At 66.9% G+C, this 21,728-nt stretch carries 19 protein-coding genes (1 of these 19 cut by a window edge); 8 read left to right on the top strand and 11 right to left on the bottom strand.

Annotation, left to right across the window (positions count from 1 at the left end):
* Positions 1 to 352: 352 nt before the first annotated feature.
* Together SBI20_RS08285 and SBI20_RS08280 are read right to left on the bottom strand one after the other, a co-directional pair.
* A complete protein-coding gene (locus tag SBI20_RS08285; protein ID WP_411911506.1) occupies positions 353 to 718 on the bottom strand; it encodes a PepSY domain-containing protein in 366 nt (121 codons plus the stop codon).
* A gap of 265 nt (positions 719 to 983) precedes the next feature.
* On the bottom strand, positions 984 to 3,080 hold the full coding sequence (locus tag SBI20_RS08280) for a ribonucleoside-diphosphate reductase subunit alpha (protein ID WP_317976079.1): 2,097 nt from the start codon (positions 3,078 to 3,080) through the stop codon (positions 984 to 986).
* 624 nt (positions 3,081 to 3,704) lie between these two features.
* Between SBI20_RS08280 and SBI20_RS08275 the strand changes: the two genes are divergently transcribed.
* On the top strand, positions 3,705 to 3,956 hold the full coding sequence (locus SBI20_RS08275; RefSeq protein ID WP_317974607.1) for a GlsB/YeaQ/YmgE family stress response membrane protein: 252 nt from the start codon (positions 3,705 to 3,707) through the stop codon (positions 3,954 to 3,956).
* Positions 3,957 to 4,065: 109 nt separating this feature from the next.
* On the opposite strand, the gene nadB is transcribed toward SBI20_RS08275, so the two are convergent.
* Complete coding sequence (gene nadB / locus SBI20_RS08270) at positions 4,066 to 5,658, bottom strand: L-aspartate oxidase (RefSeq protein WP_317974606.1); 1,593 nt, start codon at positions 5,656 to 5,658, stop codon at positions 4,066 to 4,068.
* Positions 5,659 to 6,239: 581 nt separating this feature from the next.
* The gene (locus SBI20_RS08265) at positions 6,240 to 7,208 is read right to left on the bottom strand and encodes an ABC transporter ATP-binding protein (RefSeq protein WP_317974605.1); all 969 of its coding nucleotides are present in this window, start codon (positions 7,206 to 7,208) and stop codon (positions 6,240 to 6,242) included.
* A gap of 117 nt (positions 7,209 to 7,325) precedes the next feature.
* Between SBI20_RS08265 and SBI20_RS08260 the strand changes: the two genes are divergently transcribed.
* The 7 genes from SBI20_RS08260 (at position 7,326) to SBI20_RS08230 (ending at position 12,573) form a co-directional block, all read left to right on the top strand.
* Complete coding sequence (locus tag SBI20_RS08260; RefSeq protein ID WP_317974604.1) at positions 7,326 to 7,550, top strand: zinc-finger domain-containing protein; 225 nt, start codon at positions 7,326 to 7,328, stop codon at positions 7,548 to 7,550.
* Between the two features lie 115 nt (positions 7,551 to 7,665).
* Positions 7,666 to 9,108, top strand: coding sequence for a metalloprotease TldD (gene tldD, locus SBI20_RS08255; RefSeq protein WP_317974603.1), 1,443 nt, complete (start codon positions 7,666 to 7,668; stop codon positions 9,106 to 9,108).
* A 109-nt stretch (positions 9,109 to 9,217) separates the two neighbouring features.
* The gene (locus SBI20_RS08250; protein WP_317974602.1) at positions 9,218 to 9,667 is read left to right on the top strand and encodes a hypothetical protein; all 450 of its coding nucleotides are present in this window, start codon (positions 9,218 to 9,220) and stop codon (positions 9,665 to 9,667) included.
* A 56-nt stretch (positions 9,668 to 9,723) separates the two neighbouring features.
* Positions 9,724 to 10,257, top strand: a complete 534-nt coding sequence (locus SBI20_RS08245) for a GNAT family N-acetyltransferase (RefSeq protein WP_317974601.1) — start codon at positions 9,724 to 9,726, stop codon at positions 10,255 to 10,257.
* A gap of 99 nt (positions 10,258 to 10,356) precedes the next feature.
* Positions 10,357 to 10,914, top strand: coding sequence for an ATP-dependent protease subunit HslV (gene hslV, locus SBI20_RS08240; protein ID WP_317976078.1), 558 nt, complete (start codon positions 10,357 to 10,359; stop codon positions 10,912 to 10,914).
* A complete protein-coding gene (hslU, locus tag SBI20_RS08235; RefSeq protein WP_317974600.1) occupies positions 10,914 to 12,215 on the top strand; it encodes an ATP-dependent protease ATPase subunit HslU in 1,302 nt (433 codons plus the stop codon). Before hslV ends, hslU begins: the two co-directional genes overlap by 1 nt.
* Positions 12,216 to 12,372: 157 nt before the next feature.
* Positions 12,373 to 12,573 (top strand): DUF1737 domain-containing protein, encoded by a 201-nt coding sequence (locus SBI20_RS08230; RefSeq protein WP_317974599.1) that lies wholly within the window; start codon positions 12,373 to 12,375, stop codon positions 12,571 to 12,573.
* Between the two features lie 33 nt (positions 12,574 to 12,606).
* On the opposite strand, the gene SBI20_RS08225 is transcribed toward SBI20_RS08230, so the two are convergent.
* From SBI20_RS08225 to SBI20_RS08195, 7 genes are all read right to left on the bottom strand, one after another.
* Entirely contained in the window at positions 12,607 to 13,806 is a 1,200-nt protein-coding gene (locus SBI20_RS08225) for a hypothetical protein (protein WP_317974598.1), read from the bottom strand.
* Positions 13,807 to 13,819: 13 nt separating this feature from the next.
* Positions 13,820 to 14,995, bottom strand: coding sequence for a cation:proton antiporter (locus tag SBI20_RS08220; RefSeq protein ID WP_317974597.1), 1,176 nt, complete (start codon positions 14,993 to 14,995; stop codon positions 13,820 to 13,822).
* A gap of 4 nt (positions 14,996 to 14,999) precedes the next feature.
* The gene (locus SBI20_RS08215; protein WP_317974596.1) at positions 15,000 to 16,562 is read right to left on the bottom strand and encodes a DUF389 domain-containing protein; all 1,563 of its coding nucleotides are present in this window, start codon (positions 16,560 to 16,562) and stop codon (positions 15,000 to 15,002) included.
* Positions 16,563 to 16,710: 148 nt separating this feature from the next.
* Positions 16,711 to 18,552, bottom strand: coding sequence for an ABCB family ABC transporter ATP-binding protein/permease (locus tag SBI20_RS08210; RefSeq protein ID WP_317976077.1), 1,842 nt, complete (start codon positions 18,550 to 18,552; stop codon positions 16,711 to 16,713).
* A 48-nt stretch (positions 18,553 to 18,600) separates the two neighbouring features.
* A complete protein-coding gene (locus tag SBI20_RS08205) occupies positions 18,601 to 19,581 on the bottom strand; it encodes a retroviral-like aspartic protease family protein (protein WP_317974595.1) in 981 nt (326 codons plus the stop codon).
* A 104-nt stretch (positions 19,582 to 19,685) separates the two neighbouring features.
* On the bottom strand, positions 19,686 to 21,152 hold the full coding sequence (locus SBI20_RS08200) for an oligosaccharide flippase family protein (protein ID WP_317974594.1): 1,467 nt from the start codon (positions 21,150 to 21,152) through the stop codon (positions 19,686 to 19,688).
* Between the two features lie 47 nt (positions 21,153 to 21,199).
* Positions 21,200 to 21,728: the 3' portion of a glycosyltransferase family 2 protein gene (locus SBI20_RS08195; protein WP_317974593.1), read on the bottom strand. The gene runs 524 nt beyond the window's last position; the window shows 529 of its 1,053 coding nt (coding positions 525-1,053); the start codon falls outside the window, past its right edge — the gene reads right to left on this strand; it ends in the stop codon at positions 21,200 to 21,202.

Raw genomic sequence — 21,728 nt, 5'->3', positions numbered from 1 at the left:
GCGCCGGCGCGGCGGCATTGTGCGGCGCGGCGGGCGCATTCGGGCTTGGCGCGCAAGTGTGCTGGCGCCCGGTTCACGCGGGCGCCCATGCAGGCTGGGCCGTTTTCCGTGGAGTTGAAAACAGGGTGCGACGCGCGGGAACGGTTGGCGCGCTGGCGCATTGTCCCGAGAGGTCGGCGCGGGACCGTCAGGGCGGCGGCGCTATCCGAACGTTTCAGAAAAACCGGTATCCGGGAGCCTGCTTCCGGTACGAAAGCCGCGTCCCCTTCGCGGTGAGGTCGTCCCTGGCGACCGGAAGGCGCCTCGCTCCACGTCGTAGGGTACGAGGCGCCTTTTCCGTTGGGGGAAGGGGTTACTTCCAGAACCAGCCGGGCTTGAGCGCGCGATTCTTGCGGTTGCGCCACATCTGGATGTAGAGCCACAGCCCCGAGAAGCTGAAGAAGATCATCGCGAAGCCCGAGAGCGTGCCGATCAGGACGCCGACCGGACCGAAGCTCTCGCCCGAGTGCAGATGGTGCAGCAGGCCCACGATCGAGCGGGCGCCACCCTTGGGGCGCGGACGGCACATGTAGTCGGGCGGGCACACGAACGCCGGCTTGGCCGGGGTGCTGGCCTGTGCTTCCGTCTTGGGCGGTCCTTCGCCGCCGCTCATGAGCGGGACGATCTGGCTGAGAGTGCCGGTAATGGCGATCCACAGCAGGAAAACTCCGAAAACCACCGAAATCCAACGGTGCCACTTGCGCATTGTCTGATCCCCTACAAGGTATTCCCATGCCAAAAACGTTCATGAGAATCATTCGCTTTTGGCGAATGATGTGCCGCATGCACAAGTCATGAAATGTCCCGATATGTATCATTGGGCGAATGCGCAATCCGGGGCAAAGGGCTCTTTTGGACACCCCGCCCAGTGGGGGGCAAATCGGCCCGGGAAAGTGTTCTGGCTTTCCCGGGCCATTTTCATGCGGCTTGAACGGCTGCGCAGATTACTGGCAGGCCAGGCATTCCTCGTAGTCGGTCTGCTTGACGTCGAGTTCGATTCGGCGGGCCTGCGCGGTATTGTCAGCCTCGACACCCCCGGCAAACCCGGCGCGCTGCACCGACTTGGAGCGCAGGTAGTAGAGCGACTTGATGCCCTTTTCCCAGGCCTGGAAGTGGAGCATCAGCAGGTCCCACTTGTCGACATCGGCCGGGATGTAGAGGTTCAGCGACTGCGCCTGGTCGATATAGGGCGTGCGGTCGGCGGCGAATTCGAGCAGCCAGCGCTGGTCGATCTCGAAGCTGGTCTTGTAGACCGCCTTTTCGTCGGCCGAGAGGAACTCCAGATGCTGGACCGATCCGCCGTGTTCGAGGATCGAGTTCCACACGTTGGTCGAATCCTTCGACTTTTCGCGCAGCAGCTTTTCCAGATAGGGGTTCTTGACCACGAACGAGCCCGAGAGGGTCTTGTGCGTGTAGATGTTGGCCGGGATCGGCTCGATGCAGGCCGAGGTGCCGCCGCAGATGATCGAGATCGACGCGGTCGGCGCGATCGCCATCTTGCACGAGAAACGCTGCATGGAGCCCATGTCGGCCGCGTCGGGGCAGGGGCCGCGTTCCTGGGCCAGCAGCAGCGAGGCCTCGTCGGCCTTGGCGGCGATGTGGCGGAACATCTTGAGGTTCCAGGCCTTGGCCATGGCCGATTCGAAGCCGATGCCCTTCTTTTGCAGGAACGAGTGGAAGCCCATCACGCCCATGCCGACCGAGCGTTCGCGCGCTGCCGAATACTTGGCGCGGGCCATTTCGTCGGGCGCGCGGTCGATGAAGTCCTGAAGCACATTGTCGAGGAAACGCAGCACGTCTTCGACAAAGCGCTTGTCGCCCTGCCATTCGTCCCAGGTTTCCAGGTTGAGCGACGAGAGGCAGCAGACCGCGGTGCGGTCGTTGCCCAGATGGTCGATGCCGGTGGGCAGGGTGATTTCCGAGCACAGGTTCGAGGTCGAGACCTTGAGGCCCAGTTCGCGATGATGCGCGGGCATCATGCGGTTCACCGTGTCGTTGAAGACGATATAGGGCTCGCCCGTGGCGAGGCGCACTTCGACCAGCTTCTGGAACAGCGAGCGCGCATCGAGCTTGTTGCGCACCGAGCCGTCCTTGGGGCTGCGCAGGGCAAATTCGGTGCCGTCGCGCACGGCTTCCATGAATTCGTCGGACAGCAGCACGCCGTGGTGCAGGTTGAGGGCCTTGCGGTTGAAGTCGCCCGACGACTTGCGGATTTCGAGGAACTCCTCGATCTCGGGGTGCGAGATGTCGAGGTAGCAGGCCGCCGAGCCACGGCGCAGCGAGCCCTGGCTGATCGCCAGCGTCAGGCTGTCCATCACGCGCACGAACGGAATGATGCCGCTGGTCTTGCCGTTGAGGCCGACGTTCTCGCCGATCCCGCGCACATTGCCCCAGTACGTGCCGATGCCGCCCCCGCGCGAGGCGAGCCAGACGTTCTCGTTCCAGGTCTTGACGATGCCTTCGAGGCTGTCCTCGACCGAGTTGAGGTAGCACGAGATCGGCAGGCCCCGCCCGGTGCCCCCGTTCGAGAGAACCGGCGTTGCGGGCATGAACCAGAGGTTCGAGATATAGTCGTAGAGACGCTGGGCATGGGCCGCATCGTCGGCATAGGCGTCGGCCACGCGGGCAAACAGATCCTGATAGGTCTCGCCGGGCAGCAGGTAGCGGTCGTCGAGGGTTTCCTTGCCGAACGCGGTCAGCTTGGCATCGCGCGAGGCGTCGGTGCGGATCGTGAAGCGGCGGGGATTGACCGCCTTGGAATCGAGCGGCTGGGCAGCCGGGGGCGCGCTGGCGAGCAGCGCCGCCGAGGCCGCAGCGGCCAGATCGGCGGCGGCAGCCTCGACCGCAGCGGTCGCGGCGTTGTTTGGGCCGGTGTTGTTTGGAGCAGCCTTGGCGGCCTTGGCCGCCTTCCTGGTGGAGGGTGCCTTTTCCGGGGCCTTGTCGTCAGCCATCATGGTCGTACCCTTTTCCGCTGCCTGAGCGCCATTGTTGCGCTCCATCGCGGCCAGGCCGCCTTCCAGTCCCAGTTCGTCCTGCGCCATCACCCAAGCCAATCCATCGTTTGCATCTCCGGTCCGCAAGTCCATGGTCGTTCCCCGTTGTTCACGAGGTCCGCCCTTGTCCGACGGACCGGATCAAAAGACACCCGTTCACAGGCCGCGTGGCAGCAGGTGCTGCCTGCAACGGCCCAGACCGCGACAGCCCCTGCCAGAGCCTCATCGGAGCCATCGCTCGTTCGAAGCCTTCGCAAGGGTCATGCCAAAATCGAAACAGAAGAAGAACGATACGCCTCCTTCCGTCATGGTGCAGTGCCGCACGAGCCCAAAAACGCAGCGACGCCAACGGGTCCGCCGATTGGCGGATGGTCCGTGTCCCCCTTGCGGGGTCTCCCGACGTCTGACTAGGTTTGGTTGGTGGCGATCACTGCGACCACAACAGGTGGTGTAGTATGGGTATCTTTTCGCCCGCGCAAGAGGGTTCGATCCCTATCCGGGTGGGCGCGAAGATAAGCGGGCAAGGCGTGAGCGGGCGCGACGCGCGGCAATCCTTGGCGAACGAAGGATGCAAGGGGAAATTGCCCTTCGCGAAATATATTTTTCGAGTGCGTTTATCCCCGGCATAGTGGTTTACGCAGCCAATGCAAAAAACAGGAAAGGTGATGCCCCTTGGGTGATATTCTCTCGATGTTGCTTTCGGGTCTGCTGGTGGGGTTGGCCGCCCGCGTGCTCTATCCCGGCGCGGTCGACATGGGGCTGGCGCGCACGATCCTGCTGGGGATCGGCGGGGCGCTGGTGGCGGGGCTGGCTTCGAGCCTGGCCGGGCGCGGCACGGTGGGCGAAGGGTTCAACCGGGCCGGGTGCCTGGCCTCGGTGGTGGGCGCGCTCGTGCTGATCTATCTGGGCCGCCATTTCTGGTAGGCGGCGTTTACGGGAGTGAAATCCGGCGGGATTTGGATTTTATAATCCCGCCGGATTTCATTCAGTCCTCCCTGTGCGGTGGGCACAAGGGGGCTGGCAAGGGTGTTTCTCAGTTGGGAACCAGAATCGTCTCGCGCGCGGCGGGCTGGGCCTCGGGGTAGTCCTGGTTGTAGTGCAGGCCCCGGCTTTCGCGGCGGGCGCGGGCGCTTTTCACGATGAGGTCGGCAGCCTGGAGCAGGTTGCGCAGCTCGATCAGGTCGGCGGTCACGCGCACGTTGCCGTAGTACTCGTTGACCTCGTTCTTGAGCAGCTTGATGCGGTGCGCGGCGCGTTCGAGGCGCTTGTTGGTGCGCACGATGCCCACATAGTTCCACATGAAGCGGCGCAGTTCGGTCCAGTTCTGCTTGATCACCACTTCCTCGTCGGAATCGGCGACCCGGCTGTCGTCCCACGCGCGCACGTCGGGCGGGGGGGCGAAATCGTCCCAGCGGGCCAGAATGTCGCGCGCGGCCGCATCGCCGAACACGAAGCATTCGAGCAGGCTGTTCGAGGCCAGGCGATTGGCCCCGTGGAGCCCGCTTTCCGAGCATTCGCCCACCGCATAGAGCCCGGCCAGATCCGTCCGGCCCGCCAGATCGACCAGCACGCCCCCGCAGGTATAGTGCTGGGCAGGCACGACCGGGATCGGCTCGCGCGTCATGTCGATGCCCAGCCCGAGCAGGCGCTCGTGGATATTGGGGAAGTGCCCGCGCACGAAGTCGGGGTCCTTGTGGCTGATGTCGAGGTGGACATAGTCGAGCCCGAGGCGCTTGATCTCGTGGTCGATCGCGCGCGCGACGACATCGCGCGGGGCCAGTTCCTCGCGCGGGTCGAAGCGGGGCATGAACCGCTCGCCCTCGCCCGGATAGCCGGGGGGGATCTTCAGGTGTCCGCCTTCGCCGCGCACCGCCTCGGTGATCAGGAAGTTCTTGACGTCGCGGTGATAGAGGCAGGTCGGGTGGAACTGCATGAATTCCATGTTCGAGACCCGGCACCCGGCGCGCCAGGCCATCGCGATGCCATCGCCCGTGGCTCCGCGCGGGGCGGTGCTGAACAGATAGGTGCGGCCCGCGCCTCCGGTCGCCAGGATCGTCGCGCGCGCGGTCAGGCACTCGACCTTGCCGGTCGCCGCGTTGAGCGCATAGACGCCCCAGACCCGGCGATCACCGGCAGGCGCCGTGCGGTGGCGGTCGGTGACGAGGTCGATGGCGACCATGTCGGGCTTGAGCGTGATGTTCGGGTGGGCCGTGGCCGCCTTGATCAGCGCCTGCTGGACAGCCGCGCCCGTGGCATCGTCGACATGGACGATGCGGCGGTGCGAGTGGCCGCCTTCGCGGGTGAGGTGGAGGCTGCCGGCTTCCTCGTTGAAGGGGACACCGATCCGCGCGAGGCTGGCGATGGCTTGCGGCGCGTGTTCGACGACATATTCGACGCTCTCGCGGCGGTTGAGGCCGCACCCGGCGATCATCGTGTCGCGGATGTGATCCTCGAAGGTGTCGCCTTCATCGAGCACGGCGGCGATCCCGCCCTGGGCCCAGGCGGTCGAGCCGCCGTCGAGTCGGCCCTTGGCCACGACGAGCACCTTGCAGCGCTCTGCGAGCACGAGCGCGGCGGTAAGGCCGGCGGCGCCCGAGCCGATGATGAGGACGTCGGGCGCGTTCATGGACGGGCTCCGCAGGCGATGAGGGTGGGTCTGGTCATCACGCGGGCCTCTTGGGCCTGTGACGCGCAGTTTGCAAAGGGTTTTGGGTTTGCAGCGGTTTTTGGCGCGGTGGCGGGCCTGCCGGGGAGTGTGCACTAACTTTGGTTAGTTACTAACGATAATTTAATTTCATTTCTTCATGATCGAAAGTTAGTGTTCACGGGGTCCGCCCTTTTCCACCCGGAGTCGAAGTCATCATGCTTTTCGGTCGCGTTCTCTGCCTGTTCAACCGCCATCGCCCACAGCGCAGGAATGTAGTCTGGGATGGTTTCCATTACACGTCGGATTGCACCCATTGTGGCAAACCGGTCTTTCGCCGGTCCGGTGGCGGCTGGCGCAGCGTGGATGAACTGGAAGGCGGCACCGGAAACTAGGCACGAGCGGGCCTGCCCCGGCGCGCCATTCCGACGGCCGGGGGCTGTTCCTTGACCTGATTGCGTTAATCAAAACCGTACGGTCCGAGGGGGCGTCCCGGACGGTTGATCCTCAAGCGGGCCGATCCTTGAAACGGGCCGATCTTCAGGTCCGCCGGTCTTTGGCCTTCAGCTTTGAGCGGTCAGGCGGACGAAGACATCTTCCAGATCGGCCTCGCGGGTGGACACGTCGATGATGTTCACGCCCATGGCCTGGACCAGCCCGAGCACTTCACCCGCGTTGCTGCGGTCCTTGTTATAGGTGATCTCGACCTGCCGGTCGTTGAGCACGGCCTTGAGGAAGGCCGGGTGCTGCGGGGCCTGCGCCAGCGGCCTGTCGAGCGTGAGCACGACGACTTTCTCGCGCGCCATGCCCACCAGTTCGCGGGTGGGCTTGTTGGTGATCAGCTGGCCGTGGTTGATGATCGCGATGCGGTCGCACAGCTGCTCGGCCTCTTCGAGGTAGTGCGTGGTGAGCACCACCGTCACGCCCCCGGCGTTCAGTTCGGACACCAGTTCCCACAACTGGCGGCGCAGTTCGACATCGACCCCGGCGGTCGGCTCGTCGAGCACGAGGACCGGGGGAGTGTGGACCATCGCCTTGGCGATCAGCAGGCGGCGCTTCATGCCGCCCGAGAGCGAGCGCGAATAGGCGCGCGCCTTGTCGGCCAGATGGACCGCCTTGAGCAGGTCCATCGAGCGGCGCAGGTGCTTGGGCACGCCATAGAGCCCGGCCTGGATGTCGAGCACCTCGATCGGGGTGAAGAACGGGTCGAACACGATTTCCTGCGGCACGATGCCGATGGCCGCCTTGGCGTTGCGGCGGTCGGTGTCGATGTCGTGGCCCCAGATCTCGACCGTGCCCGAGGACTTGAGCACGAGGCCCGCCAGCGTGTTGATCAGGGTCGACTTGCCCGCGCCATTGGGGCCGAGCAGGCCGAAGATCTGCCCGCGCGGCACGTCGAAGCTCACCCCTTGCAGCGCGCGCTTGGCCGGCGACTTGCCGGTGGCGGCATATTCCTTGGCCAGATCGCGGATGCGGATGGCCGGTTCGTCGGTGATGATCGCGGGGTGGTGCGGGGTGGCGGGGGACAGCATGGGGGCTTCCTGCCTGTGGATGGACGCGAGGTAAAGGCTTCTGATCGGTCAAAACTGCATCTGCCCGGATAAAACGGCAATTGTGTGCATCGCGCGCATTTGCTAACCGGCTCGGCCATGATCCAGCCACCCGAAACGATCTTCACCGATGCCACCCGCGTGAGCTGCGATGGGGCCAGCGGCATCCGTTCCAACGGCTCGTTCAAGCCTTCCGCGCTCGGCCACCCGCGCGTCTGGCTTGAAATCGACGAAAAGGGCTATGTCGAATGCGGCTATTGCGACCGTCGCTTCGTGCTCAAGGGCGGGCCTGCCGACACCACCGGCGAAACCAAGGCGGCCTGAGGGCCTGATCAGGGGCGCTGCGGCGTCCCTTTTTTCATGACAGCATCCGCTGGCCCACCAGGCGCTGGCGCAACAGTCGCTGGCTAAGTGGCGGGCGGATGCCTATATCGGCGCGATGACCCTTTCTGCCGATACCCGCTCGCTGCTCTACCGCCCCGGCCAGCTCACGCCCGAGGATGCCTTGCGCCTCACGCGCGAGTCGCTTTCGGCTTGCGACGATGGCGAGCTGTTCCTGCAATTCGTGGCGAGCGAGAGCTTCGGCTTCGACGACGGGCGCCTCAAGACCGCCGACTATTCGCGCGATGCCGGGTTCGGCCTGCGCGGGGTCTCGGGTGAGATGACCGGCTTTGCCCATGCCAATGCGCTGACCGCCGCCGCCATTGCGCGCGCGGGCGAGACGCTGCGCCTGCTCGACCCCGCCAAGGGCCAGCCCGCGCCGCCCCCGCGCCACAACAACCGCCATCTCTATACCGATGCCTCGCCGCTCGATCAGGTGCCGTTTGAAACCAAGGTGCGCCTGCTCGAAGAGATCGACGCGGCGGCCCGTGCGCGTGATCCGCGCGTGGTGCAGGTCTCGGCCTCGCTCTCGGGCTCGTGGTCGGTGGTCGAGATCGTGCGCGCCGATGGCTTCGTGGCCCACGATGTGCGCCCGCTCGTGCGTTTGAACATCAGCGTGGTGGTCGAGGAGAACGGGCGGCGCGAGACCGGCTCGTTCGGGATCGGCGGGCGGCGCCTTTATGACGACCTGCTGCTGCCCGAAACCTGGAATCGCGGGATCGACGAGGCGCTGCACCAGGCCCGCGTCAACCTTTCGGCAGTGGCGGCCCCTGCGGGCGAGATGACCGTGCTGGTCGGCCCCGGCTGGCCCGGCGTCTTGCTGCACGAGGCGGTCGGCCATGGGCTTGAGGGCGATTTCAACCGCAAGGGCACCAGCGCCTTTTCGGGCCGCATCGGCCAGCGCGTGGCAGCGCCGGGCGTCACCGTGGTCGATGATGGCACGCTGCTGGGGCTGGGCGGGCAGGGGCGGCGCGGCTCGCTCTCGATCGACGACGAGGGCACGCCCACGCAGGAAAACGTGCTGATCGAGGACGGCGTGCTCAAGGGGTATATCCACGACCGGCTGAGCGCGCGGCTGATGGGTGTGGCGCCGACCGGCAATGGCCGTCGCGAAAGCTATGCCCATGCGCCGCTGCCGCGCATGACCAACACCTTCATGCGCGGCGGACAGGACGACCCGGCGGAACTGCTCTCGCGCGTGAAGAACGGCATCTTTGCCAAGTCGTTTGGCGGCGGGCAGGTCGACATCACCAGCGGCAAGTTCGTGTTCAGCTGCACCGAGGCCTATATGGTCAGGGATGGCAAGCTGGGCGACCCGATCAAGGGCGCGACCCTGATCGGCGACGGGCCGACCGTGCTCAACAAGATGATCGGCATCGGCAACGATTTCGCGCTCGACGAGGGCGTGGGCATGTGCGGCAAGAGCGGGCAGAGCGTGCCGGCCGGCGTGGGCCAGCCCAGCGTTCTGGTCGACGGGCTGACGGTGGGCGGCACGGCCTGAACAGGATGTGGAACCGGGCGCAGGACATCTTTTTTCACGCCCGGTTCAGCCCATATCGGATATAAGCCTCTTCGACATTTCGTGAACCGCACAGAAATCGAGGCGTATCATGACGAAGCTGGCCCGGTTACTCGCTGTTTCGCTGGCCGTGGGCGGTCTGGCCCTGGCCGGACCGGCTGTTCAGGCCAAGCCTCGGCTGACCCCGCAGGAGCAGCTCGACAAGGCGCTGGCCGGGCGCGAGGCGGGCAAGCCGGTCGACTGCATCTATATGCCCACCGTGTCCCGCTCGCAGATTTTCGAGGGGATCGGCATCCTCTATGATGCGGGCAGCACGCTCTATCTGCAAAAGCCCCGGCTGGGCGCCGACCAGTTGCGCAGCGACGACATATTGGTCACCCGCCTGACCAGTGCGCAGCTCTGCTCGGTCGATACGATCCAGTTGCGCGACCGGACCAGCGGGTTCTGGCGCGGCTTTGTCGGCCTCGACAAGTTCGTGCCCTATACGCGGCCCCCCAAGGACAAGACTCCCGCTCCGGTGGCGCCCAAGCCTGCGGGCTGAATTGGGGGCGTTGGGGCCATCTGGTCAAGAGGCCGGGCGGGGGCTATGCGAGCGCCATGACCACCGCTTCCTCGCCCGTGCTGCGCCTTGCCACCCCCGATGATGCCCTGCCGCTGGCCGCGCTCGCGCGCCGGGCGGTGGCCGCCAAGTTCGAGCATCTCTATGATCCGGCGGATTTTGCCGCCTTCATGGAAGAGGCGCACAGCGACGCGACGACCGCGCGCCAACTGGCCGATCCGGGCATGCGCATCGCGGTGATCGAGGAAGAGGGCGCGCTGGTCGCGTTCTGCAAGCTCGTTCTCGACAGCACGCTGCCGCGCGAATTCAGCACGTCCACCCGCCCGCTCGAATTGAAGCAGCTCTACACCGATCCCGCGCGGCTGGGCGGCGGGCTGGGGCGCCGCCTGATGGACTGGGCCATCGCGCAGGCCCGCACGCAGGGCGCCGACGAGATCCAGTTGACGGTCTACAGCGACAACCCCGAGGCCCAGCGGTTCTACCACCGCTTCGGCTTTGCCAAGATCGCCGACATCGAATTCTGGGTGGGCACCCACTGCGACCCGGAATTCCTCTACGCCTGCAAGCTGTAACCGGAAGGCGGCTCGGGGGAGCCCGCTTGCCCCACCCGCTTGCCCCACCCTCATGCCTCGCCCGCTTGAATGCTGGCTGCGCGATCCCATATCGCGGCCATGAACGACAGCAAGGCGAGCCACGGCCTGGTCCAGTGGCACGGCACCACCATCATCGGGGTGAAGAAGAACGGCCGCACCGTGATCGCGGGCGATGGCCAGGTTTCCATGGGCAACACCGTCATGAAGCCCAATGCGCGCAAGGTGCGGCGCATCGGCGATGGCAAGGTGATCGCCGGGTTTGCCGGGGCGACGGCGGATGCCTTCACCCTGTTCGAGCGGCTCGAACGCAAGCTGGAACAGCATCGCGGCCAGCTCATGCGCGCCGCCGTCGAACTCGCCAAGGACTGGCGCACCGACAAATATCTGCGCAACCTCGAAGCCCTGATGATCGTGGCCGATGCCGAGACGCTGCTGGTGCTCACCGGCAATGGCGACGTGCTCGAACCCGAAGGCGGGATTACTGCGATCGGTTCGGGCGGCAACTATGCGCTCTCGGCGGCGCGCGCGCTCGATGCCTACGAGGACGACCCCGAGAAGATCGCCCGCCGCGCCATGCAGGTGGCTGCCGAAATCTGCGTGTTCACCAACGACCGCGTGACCCTGGAAGAAATCTGATGCTCGATACCCTGACCCCCAAGGCCATCGTCCGCGCGCTCGACGCCCATATCGTCGGCCAGACCGAAGCCAAGCGCGCGGTGGCCGTGGCCCTGCGCAACCGCTGGCGCCGCCAGCACCTCTCGGCAGACCTGCGCGACGAGGTGTCTCCCAAGAACATCCTGATGATCGGGCCCACGGGCTGCGGCAAGACCGAGATCAGCCGCCGTCTGGCCAAGCTGGCCGATGCGCCCTTCGTCAAGGTCGAGGCGACCAAGTTCACCGAGGTCGGCTATGTCGGCCGCGATGTCGAGCAGATCGCCCGCGATCTGGCTGAGGAAGCCGTCCGCCTTGAAAAGGAACGCCGCCGCGAATCCGTGCGCGAGGCGGCCAGCAAGGCGGCGATGGACCGCCTGCTCAAGGCTCTTGTCGGTGATGGGGCCAGCGAGGCCACCCGCGAAAGCTTCCGCCAGCGCCTGTCCGAAGGCGCGATGAACGATGTCGAGGTGGAAATCGAGGTGGAGGACCAGCCCTCCGCGTCGATGGAGATCCCCGGCATGGGCGGCAATCTGGGCATGATCAACCTGTCGGACATGATGGGCAAGGCCTTTGGCCGTCAGGCGCTCAAGCGCCGCAAGATGCGCGTGGCCGATGCCTGGGACAAGCTGGTCGATGAAGAGTCCGAAAAGCGCATGGACCAGGACGACGTGGCCCGCGTGGCGCTCCAGAATGCGGAGACCAACGGTATCGTCTTCCTCGACGAGATCGACAAGATCGCGGTGTCCGACGTGCGCGGCGGCTCGGTCAGCCGCGAGGGCGTGCAGCGCGACCTCCTGCCCCTGATCGAGGGGACGACGGTGGCCACCAAGTATGGCCCGATGAAGACCGACCACGTGCTGTTCATCGCCTCGGGCGCGTTCCATGTGGCCAAGCCTTCGGACATGCTGCCCGAACTGCAAGGCCGCCTGCCGATCCGCGTTGAGTTGAAGGCGCTGAGCGAGGACGATTTCGTGCGGATTCTGGCCGAAACCCGCGCCAATCTCGTCGAACAGTACCGCGCGCTGCTGGCGACCGAGCAGGTCACCCTCGATTTCACGCCGCAAGCCGTGCGCGCGATTGCCCGCACCGCGGCGCAAGTGAACGAGACGGTCGAGAACATCGGCGCCCGTCGCTTGCAGACGGTCATGGAAAAGCTGCTCGAAGAAGTCAGCTTCGATGCCGAGGACCGCGTGGGCACGACCGTCGCCATCGACGAGGCCTATGTGGCGGAGCGTCTGGGCGGGCTGGCCGCCAACGCGGACCTGTCGAAGTACATTCTCTGAGGGCTCGCCCCCTCCACCACCCGCTGCGCGGGCGGTCCCCCTCCCCATTTCATGGGGAGGATCAGATCCTCCCCGCTTGCGGGGAGGGGGACCGCGCGGAACGCGTGGTGGAGGGGGCCCCTTGCCGCAAGCCTTCCACCCGCTCTAGAATACCCCCATGCACACCACCCCCGACGACCGCCCGATCTACCGCCTGCTCACCGGCAAGGACGACCGCGCCTTCTGCGAGCGCGTGTCCGAAGCCCTCGCACAAGGCTGGCGCCTCTATGGATCGCCCTCGATGACCTATGACGGCGGCATGGACTGCATCAAGGTGGCCCAGGCCGTGGTCTGGCACGGCGCCGACGTGGTGAAGTGAGGCGGGAAAACCCGGCGGGCTGAAGCGCCCTTCTCAGGCGCCTGCCGGAACCGCCCATGCGATCACCAGCACCGACAGGCCGATGGCGCCACAGAACAGGGCGACGCGCGCCCATTGCCCGAGGCGCGCGGCCCACAGGGCGGCCTGAACCGATTGCAGGCCGTAATAGGCGACGAAAGCCTGCGATGCCCAGGTGATGATCTGGTAGATGTCGCCGCTCCAGGTGATCGTCAGCGAGGCGAGGGCCGTGGCCGCATTGCCCAGCCTGACCGGAATCCGCCCCGATGAAACCTCGTGGAGCAGCCCCCCGGCGCCGTTCATGTCGGCGACCGCCGCCGAGGATTGCGAGGCGATGGCCGCCAGCGTGAGCAGGGGGACGACTGCCCAGCCGAGCGGGCGCACCATGTCGATGATTTCCGTCTCGCCGCCCGAAGGGCCGAGCCCGTCGCGAAACAGGTTCGTGAGCAGGAACACGAAGCCGATATAGATGGCTGTCGAGATCCACTGGGCATGGCGCATCGTGCGCACGCGCAAGTCCGGGTCATAGGCCGCGCCGAGATAGCGCGATGTCTCGAACCCCTGCACGAGGATGACCAGCCCGAGCACGGTCCGCAGCGCCTGTGTCGGGGTTCGGGTGCTGGTCGCGGTGATCAGCGCGTGGTGCTGCCAGGCGATCGCATAGGCCAGCCCCAGCGCCAGCATCAGCCCGCCGATCACCGACAGCTTGATCCCCACCGTGCCCACTTCGAGCCGTTCGAGCGCATGAAGCCCGCCGCGCCCGCCGATGATGCCGATGACCACGATGATCGTGCTGGCCAGCAGGCGGATCGCGAACGGATCGACGATGCCCGCCGCGCGCAGGGCAAAGGCGGCCAGAAGGTTGAGATAATAGGCGACCGAGACGAAATAGGCGAGCGAGAGGGCGGTGTTCGAGGCCTTTTCGAGAAAGGCCGCCCGGCGTGGCAGATGGGCGAGGTTGGCCTCGACATGAATAATGTTGAAGCGGATCACCGCCCCGAACAGGTAGCCCGCCGCGCACAGTGCGGCCATCGCGACCCAGGCCAGCGACCCGGCGGTGTCGGCCAGGATCGGCCCCACCACCAGAAAGCCCGAGCCGATGATCGAGGCCAGCGGCGTGACCGTCGCGCGCCAGCTGCGCGCGCGCAGCACGGCGGGCGACAGGCACAGGGCGGCCATGGCCAGACTGCCCAGAATGAGGACGATATTGGTCATGGTCGCGCCTGATTCATGGTGTGGCGCTCTTGCGCAGCAGCAAGGGCATCGTCAGCCCCTGGACGAAGATCGAGAAAGCGACCACCGCGAAGGCCACGCTGACCAGCGCATCGTGTTCGGGCAGGCTTTCGGGGGCGCCGAGTGCCAGTGCGAGCGCCATGGCTCCGCGCAGGCCGCCCCAGAACAGGATGTGGCGGGTGAGCTTGTCCGTCGCCATGCGGGTTCTGGCGAAGAACGGCGTGATCGGATAGATCGCCGCCGCGCGCCCGGCCAGAACGGTCACTGTTCCGATCACGGCGGGAAGCCAGAAGGCGGCGATGGGCTGGGCTGCCTCGCGGCTGCCGATCAGCAGGAACACGACCGAATTGGCCAGAAAGGCCGCGAATTCCCAGAACCGGATGATGGCCCTGCCGCCCACCTCGCTCAAGGCCCGGCGCTGGCCCCGGTTGCCGATCAGCATCCCCGCCGAAAGCGTGGCCAGCACGCCCGAGACATGCAGGTCCTCGGCCAGCATGAACGAGCCATAGGCAGCCAGCACGGTCAGGGTGGTTTCGACCAGATGATCATCGGAGCGCCCGGCAATCAGCAGGAGCCCCCCGGCCACGGCCAGCCCGAGCGCGACCCCGCCGCCCACGGTGCTGATCAGGGTCATGGCGATGCCGGCCGGGCTCGTGGCCGATCCTGCCACCCATGCGGCGACCAGCGCGAACAGCACGGCGGCGGCACCGTCGTTGATCAGGCTTTCGGCCTCCATCAGGAAACGCAGGCGCTTGTCGGCGTGCTGCTCCTTCATCATGGCGATCACCGACACCGGGTCGGTCGCCGCGATCAGGCTTCCGAACAGCAGCGAGGCGGGCCAGCCCCAGCCGGCCAGCCAGTGCATGCCGCCCGCCACCACGCCTGCCGACAGCAGGGTGCCGCCAAAGGCGAGGCTGAGCACCAGTGCGCCTTCGCGGCGGAACTGCCCCCAGCCCAGATGGAGCGCGGCCTCGAACACGAGCGGGGGCAGCAACACGCTGAACACGAGTTCGGGGGTCAGCGTGATGCCGCTCTTGTAGCCCGAAATGCTTAAGCCGATGCCGGCCAGCACCAGCCCGATGGTGAACGGCTGGCCCAGCCGGCGGCACACGATGGCCACCAGACAGGCAATCAGCAGCAAAAGCCCCAGGGTCGGCGTGTTTCCATACATGGCGTCATTCCCCCTTCGGCATGGGCGCGAGCAGGATCATGCCGCCCTTGCGCGAACCGCCCGGAACGGGGGCAAGACCTGCCTCCGTTGCGGCCTTGCCGATGGCCTGGGCCTCGCTCTGGGCCGGAGAAGGGGCCGGGGGCGGGGTTTCGACCCAGCCGGGAATGCCAAGGGCCTCCCAGTTCCAGCGCCTTGCGGCCCACAGGTCGACGGCGAGGGCATCTTGCGCGTCCTGCGACAACGCGGGCGGGGCCGGGGTCTGGGTATCCGGGGCATGTCTGTCCGGCGTTGGCTTGGCTGGCGCCTGCCGGATCGGCAGCAGGGCCAGCCCGGCGGGCGGCGTGACTGTCACCGTCCAGCCATCGGCCATGCGTGCGATGCGGGCTTCCAGTTCGCGATAGCTGGCCAGTCCTGCACCGGGCAGGGGGCGGGCCGCTACCAGGGCGCGGCGTCCGTCGCGGTCGATCAGCACGTCGTCGGGCGCGGTCCCGGCGGCCAGCGCGAGCAGGGCTTTCATCCGCTCGGTCTGGCGTTCCTGCATTTGCAGGTCCTGCGCGCGGGCAAGGGCGCTGCGCGCTTCGTCCAGCCCGTTGGACGAGGGGGCGATCAGCACCTCGTCGGCCTGAAGCGCGACTGGGCGGCCCAGCCGGGTTTCAAGGGCTGTGGCGAGTTGCTCGTTCGAGACGGCATTCTGGCGCGGGGTGAGGATCACCGCGCGAACGGCCAGCGGCGTGCTCTGGAAATCGATGTCGAGCTGGGTGATGCGGGCATCGCGGCCCGTCGCCTCGGCCAGCGCCGAGCGGACCTGGCTGGTGGTCACCGCCTCGCCCGCGATATGTTGCAGGGCCAGCCCCAGCGGGATCGCCATGATGATGAAAGCCCCCAGCAGGAGCCCGGTCTGCAACCATGTCTGGTGCGTGGAGAGGCGATGGCCAAAACCATAGATCTGCGCCATGATCGTGGCCGAGAGCGCGATCGTCACGAAGTTGGTGGCAAACAGGGCGCCCGCGCCCCAGGCGATGGCGCCATTGCCCGTGGCCAGGCCAAAGCCCACCGTGGCCAGAGGCGGCATCAGCGCGGTGGCGATGGCCACGCCCACGATGGTTTCGCCCTTGCCCCGGATCAGCGCAAACGTGCCCGCCAGCGCGGAAAACAGCGCCACCATCAGGTCGAACAGGTTGGGCTTGGTCCGCGCGAGAATTTCCGGCGTGGCCGACTTGAGCGGCGAGCACACGACGATCAGCGCGGTGAAGGCCACCGCGAGCGGAACCGCCAGCCCCAGCGCCAGCGCCGAGCGGCGCAGGCTGGCGAAATCGAACAGCGCGAGGCCGAACCCCAGCCCCATGATCGGCCCCATCAGGGGCGAGATCAGCATGGCCCCGATGACCACCGCAGGCGAGGATTGCAGCAGGCCCAGCTCGGCAATGCCCGCCGACATCACCACCATGAAGATGAAGCGGGGCGTCCAGGCGCTTTCCTCGAAAACGCGGCGCACGACGGCCGGGTGGTCGATGTCCCGGTCGATATGGGCACGCCACCAACGAAGCAGGCTATGGACGCGGATCACGGGCGCAAGTCTCCAGGCATGGTTTTCACCACCGGCGGCCCGACCGGTGTACGAACCTGCCCATCCCGTCCGGGATGCTGCACCCGCAAGGTTTATTGCAGCAATTGGTGCATTGCACAACCGGTGGCGGGTCGGCCCGGCTGGGGAGCTAGGCCCCTGCTGCCCCCGCAACTGCTCCCGCCACGGCTTCAGCCTCTTCCCCTTCGGCGGCCTGTCGCGCCCACATTTCGGCATAGAGCCCGCCTGCGCGCAGCAGGTCGGCGTGGCTGCCCTGTTCGGCCAGACGGCCCTGATCGAGCACGAGAATCACGTCGCTGTCGGCGATCGTCGAGAGGCGGTGGGCGATCGAGAGGGTCGTGCGGTTGGCGGCGACCGCGCGCAGGGTGTGGAGAATGTCCTGTTCGGTGCGGGTGTCGAGCGCGCTGGTCGCCTCGTCGAACAGCAGGATCGGCGGGTTCTTCACCAGCGTGCGGGCAATCGCCACGCGCTGCTTCTCGCCGCCCGAAAGCTTGAGCCCGCGCTCGCCCACTTCGGTGTCGAGGCCCTGGGGCAGGCGGGCGATGAAATCGGCGATGGCCGCGCCCCGTGCGGCTTCCTCGACGGCGGCGGCATCGGCCCCTTCGCGGCCATAGGCGATGTTGTAGCCGATGGTGTCGTTGAACAGGACCGAATCCTGCGGCACGATGCCGATGGCCGCACGCAGGCTCGCCTGCGTCACGCCCGAAATGTCCTGCCCGTCGATCAGGATGCGGCCCGCAAGCGGATCGTAGAAGCGGAACAGCAGCCGCCCGATGGTCGACTTGCCCGCCCCCGATGGCCCGACGATGGCCACGCGGCTGCCCGCTGGCACCTCGAACGAGAGGCCGTGGAGGATCGTGCGCCCCGGATCATAGCCGAAGACCACGTTGTCGAACACGATCGAGGGGTGGCGCACCACCAGCGCGGGCGCGCCGGGCGCATCGGCCACTTCGACCTGGGTATCGATCAGGCGGAACATCTCGGCCATGTCGATCAGCCCCTGCCGGATCGTGCGATAGACCATGCCGAGCATGTCGAGCGGGCGGAACAGCTGCGTCAGGTAGGTCTGCACGAAGACCAGTTGCCCGGCGGTGAACTGCCCGTGCCACCAGCCCCACACGGTATAGGCCAGCGCGCCTGCCATCAGCAGGTTGACCACCAGCCCTTGCGCGATGTTGAGCAGGCCCAGGCTGTTCTCGCTGGCAACCGCTGCCTCGGCATAGGCGCGCGCGGCCTGTCCATAGCGGGCTTCCTCGCGCTTTTCGGCCCCGAAATACTTGACCGTCTCGTAGTTGAGCAGCGAATCCACTGCGCGCGAAAGCGCCTGCCCGTCGAGCCGGTTCATCTTCTCGCGCAATTGCGTGCGCCATTCGGTGATCGTGCGCGTCACCCAGATATAGGCCGCCACCGCCAGCGCGGTGGCCATGACCAGTCCCCATCCGAACGTGACCCAGAAGATCACCGCCACGACCACCAGTTGCAGGATGGTGGGGGCGATGTTGAACAGCATGAAATAGAGCATCGTGTCGATGCTCTTGGTTCCGCGCTCGATGGTCTTGGTCACCTCGCCGGTGCGGCGGGCGAGATGGAAGCGCAGCGAAAGGCGGTGAAGCTGGGCAAAGACATGTTCGGCCAGCGCCCGCGTGGCGTCCTGCCCCACGCGCTCGAACACGATGTTGCGCAAGTTGTCGAAGGCAAGGCCCAGGAAGCGCCCGGCGCTGTAGCCCAGCACCGTCCACATCGCCACCATGCCCAGCCGGGGCCCGCTCATGTTCATCGCATCGACCGCCCACTTGAGCAGGTAGGGCAGCGTCAGCTGCACCCCCGTCGAGGCCAGGATGAACAGGCAGGCCACCACGATCCGGCGCCGCAGACCGGGATTGTCGCGGGGCCAGAGATAGGGAAGGAACCGTTGCAGCGTGCGCCAGCCATCATGGCGGGCGGCGGGATTGGATGGGCGTTCGGGAGGCATCATCTTCACATAGGCAATTTGCCGCGATGCGCCACCCTCGCGATGGGATCACGGTGCTGCGGGCGCCTTTTCGTCGGTCGCGATGCCGAACAGCACCTTGTGCCGCGAAAAATCGATGGCCACCGCGCGAAAGGCGCTCAGGTCGTGCATGCCCAGCAACAGGGCCGGGCGATGCGCCAGCCTGAGCCGGGCGAAGGCGCCGGAATCGGCAAAGGCGAGTGTCAGGTTGGCAATCGCGATCCGGCCGATCCTGAGGCTGCGGGCCTGTCCTGTCTGTGCGGCGATGGCCTGTCCGGTCACGCCCACGAGCCGGGCTTCCTCGCTCCCGTGCCCGTGGCCGGGCGCGCGCCGAAGCGCACGCTGAAGGGCGGGATTGCCGATCGAGGTGTCCGATCCGGTGTCGATCATCACGCTGGTGCGAACCCCGTCGATCACCGCTTCGGTCATGATCAACTGGCCCGAGCGGTGGCGCGCGTGCACGACGATGGCGAAATCCCCGATGGCCGGATTTCCGGTCGGGGCAGCCGGTTCGGCGGCGGCATCGTCGATGGTCAGGCGGTTTGCGGCAAAGTCGATGGTCACGCGCTGGCCCTGAAGGCTGTCGAGGCCAAGGATCCCTTCGGCTTCGAGGCCCGCGTCATCGACAAGCGGGGTCTCCAGATCGGCAAAGCGGCGGCTGCCCAGCATGAGTTCGCGCACATGGACGATGTCGACGGTATCGGTCCCGGCCACGCTGACCAGCACGGCCTGTCCCGCCGGGGCGAGGGCCAGCTTGCGGGCGACCGCATGGGTGAGGACCGTGCGCTGGGCGCCGGTATCGACCATGAAGGCAAAGGGCCCTGCGCCATTGATGCGGACCGGGACGGTCATCCGCGCGAGGTCATCGCGGCCCATGGCGATTGTCTCTGAGGGGGGAATGCCAGCGGGCGGCCCCGGCGCTTCGTCCTGCGCCCATGCAGGCAGGGCGCAGGCCAGCACACCGAGCAGAGCTGCCAGAGCACGGGCCAAAGCACAGGGCAGCCTGATCATCCTGTCATCCTCTCCGCCTGGCACTTTAGGCGGGCGGCCATGGCGCTGCCATGAGAATCTGCAAAGGATCATTACGCATGGTGGAGGGGGCCTGCGGGCAATACTCAGCGCGCGGCGGGCTTCCGTCCGGGCAGGGCGCGCGCGATTTCGCCCAGCATGGCCAGGATTTCGGCCAGCAGCGGATGGCGAATGATCCGCATCACCACCAGCCAGAGCCCGATCCCCGCCACGATCATCGCCCCGGCCTGTCCGGGGCCACAGCGTCCGGGCCCGGCCCAGAAGACATAGCTGGCCAGAAGCGGCGCGACCGCCGCTGCTGTCGCGATCAGGCTCTGGACATGAATGCGCACCAGATCGCGCCAGGCAAAATCGAGCATGGCGCGCATGAACGGCGCATAGATCACCACCCAGATCAGCCCATGGACAAAGCGCGAGATCGCCACCCAGCGCAGCCCCATCGGCGCGGTGGCCACGATCAGCCCCACCGAGAGCACCGTTTCGAGGATATTGCGGTGGATCAGCCCGCGCTTGCGGCCCAGCAACAGCGGCAGGTCGCCGTTGAGCGGCAGGGCGACATAGCACAACTGGGCTAGCGCCACCCAGGCCAGCAACGGCGCCGCATCGAGCCAGCGCGGCCCATAAAGCGCCATGATCAGCGGCTGGGCCAGCGCGGCAATGCCCGCCATGGCCGGCCATGTCACCCCGGTATAGGCCGCCACCACTCGCAGATAGGGCGGCCCGAGCGGATCACCCTCGTCGCGCACGCGCCGGAACGCGGGATAGAACACCCCTGTCACCGCGCCCGCCACCAGCATCCGCAATTGCAGCGCCAGCCCTGAAGCCCGCGCGAACAGGCCGACCGCAACCGTGTCGATCAGCCGCCCGATCACCAGCTCGGGCGCCCGCGCGGTGATCGAATAGCAGGTGGACAGCACCGAATTGGTGCCCCCCAGTTCGAGCACGGGCCGCGCCCCGGCCAGCCTCAGGGGCCAGGGCAGCATCAGCCCGACACGCCACTGGCTGACCACCAGACGCGCACCCTGCTGGGCAAAGGCCCCCCATGCCAGCGCCAGCGCACCATGGCCGAGCACCGCGAGCGTCACCGCCGTGGCCGCATTGGCAACCGACGAGCCGACCTCGATCATCGTGTTCGACTTGTAGTCCATCCGCCGCTGGCAGGTCGCCTGCGGCACGATGGAGAGCGGCACCAGCAGATAGGACGAGGCCACCACCAGCAGCACCGGCAACAGGTTCGGGTCGCCATAGAACCGCGCCACCGGCACCGCCCCGGCAATCGCCAGCAGCGCGATGCCCCAGGCGAAGGTCACCGAGATGGTGAAGGCGGTCTGCAACTTGGCGGGTGTCAGGTCGCGCTCGCCGTTGACATAGCGGGTGACGCCAAAATCCTGAAGAAAGGCCACGATGGTCACCGCCGCAAAGGCGATCGAGAACAGCCCGAGCTGCGCGGGCGTGATGAACCAGCGCGCGAGCACGACGCTCGTGGCGAACTGGATCGCGAACGAGGTATATTGCGAAACCAGCGCCCAGGCCGCCGCCGTCCGCACGGACATGGCCTGCGGGGGGCTCTCCTGAGAGGGCCTTTCGGGTGGCGTCCCGCTCATGCGCCGTGCCGGAGCAGCGCCATGGCGGCCTGGGCCGCGCGCAAGGGATGCCCGGCCCTGAGCAGCCGGAGCGCCACCCGCCAGAGCTGTGGCCTGAGTTGCGGCCAGAGTGCCGGATCGGGGCCGATGTCGGCAGTATAGCCCAGCAGGACCGGCCAGGCTTCGTTGGCCAGATGATCGGGCGAAAACAGCAGGCGTTCGATCATGCGGCGGCGGACATAGGCCGCGCTGCCCGGTCCGAACAGCGCATCGAGCCGGGCGATGTCGGGCAGGGTGGTCATCCCGGCGGTCGGATCGCCCGCGCCGCGCAGGCGGGCAAGGTGGGCCAGCCAGGCAATCGCGGCATTGCGGGCCTGGGCCACCATGTGTCGCGAACTGACCTGACCGGCGCTCACCCGATAGGCCAGCAGCGGTTCGGGCAGATTGGTCATCCGGGTCTGTTCCGACAGGCGGAGCCAGAGATCGTAGTCCTCGGCATGGACATAGGATTCGCGATAGCCACCGGCCGCGCGCACCAGATCGCGG

Origin of the sequence: Novosphingobium sp. IK01, assembly GCF_033242265.1 — a bacterium.
Classification (GTDB): Bacteria; Pseudomonadota; Alphaproteobacteria; order Sphingomonadales; family Sphingomonadaceae; genus Novosphingobium; species Novosphingobium pituita.
The sequence above is the reverse complement of the archived record's forward strand: the minus strand, read 5'-3'. Positions and strand labels throughout refer to the sequence as shown.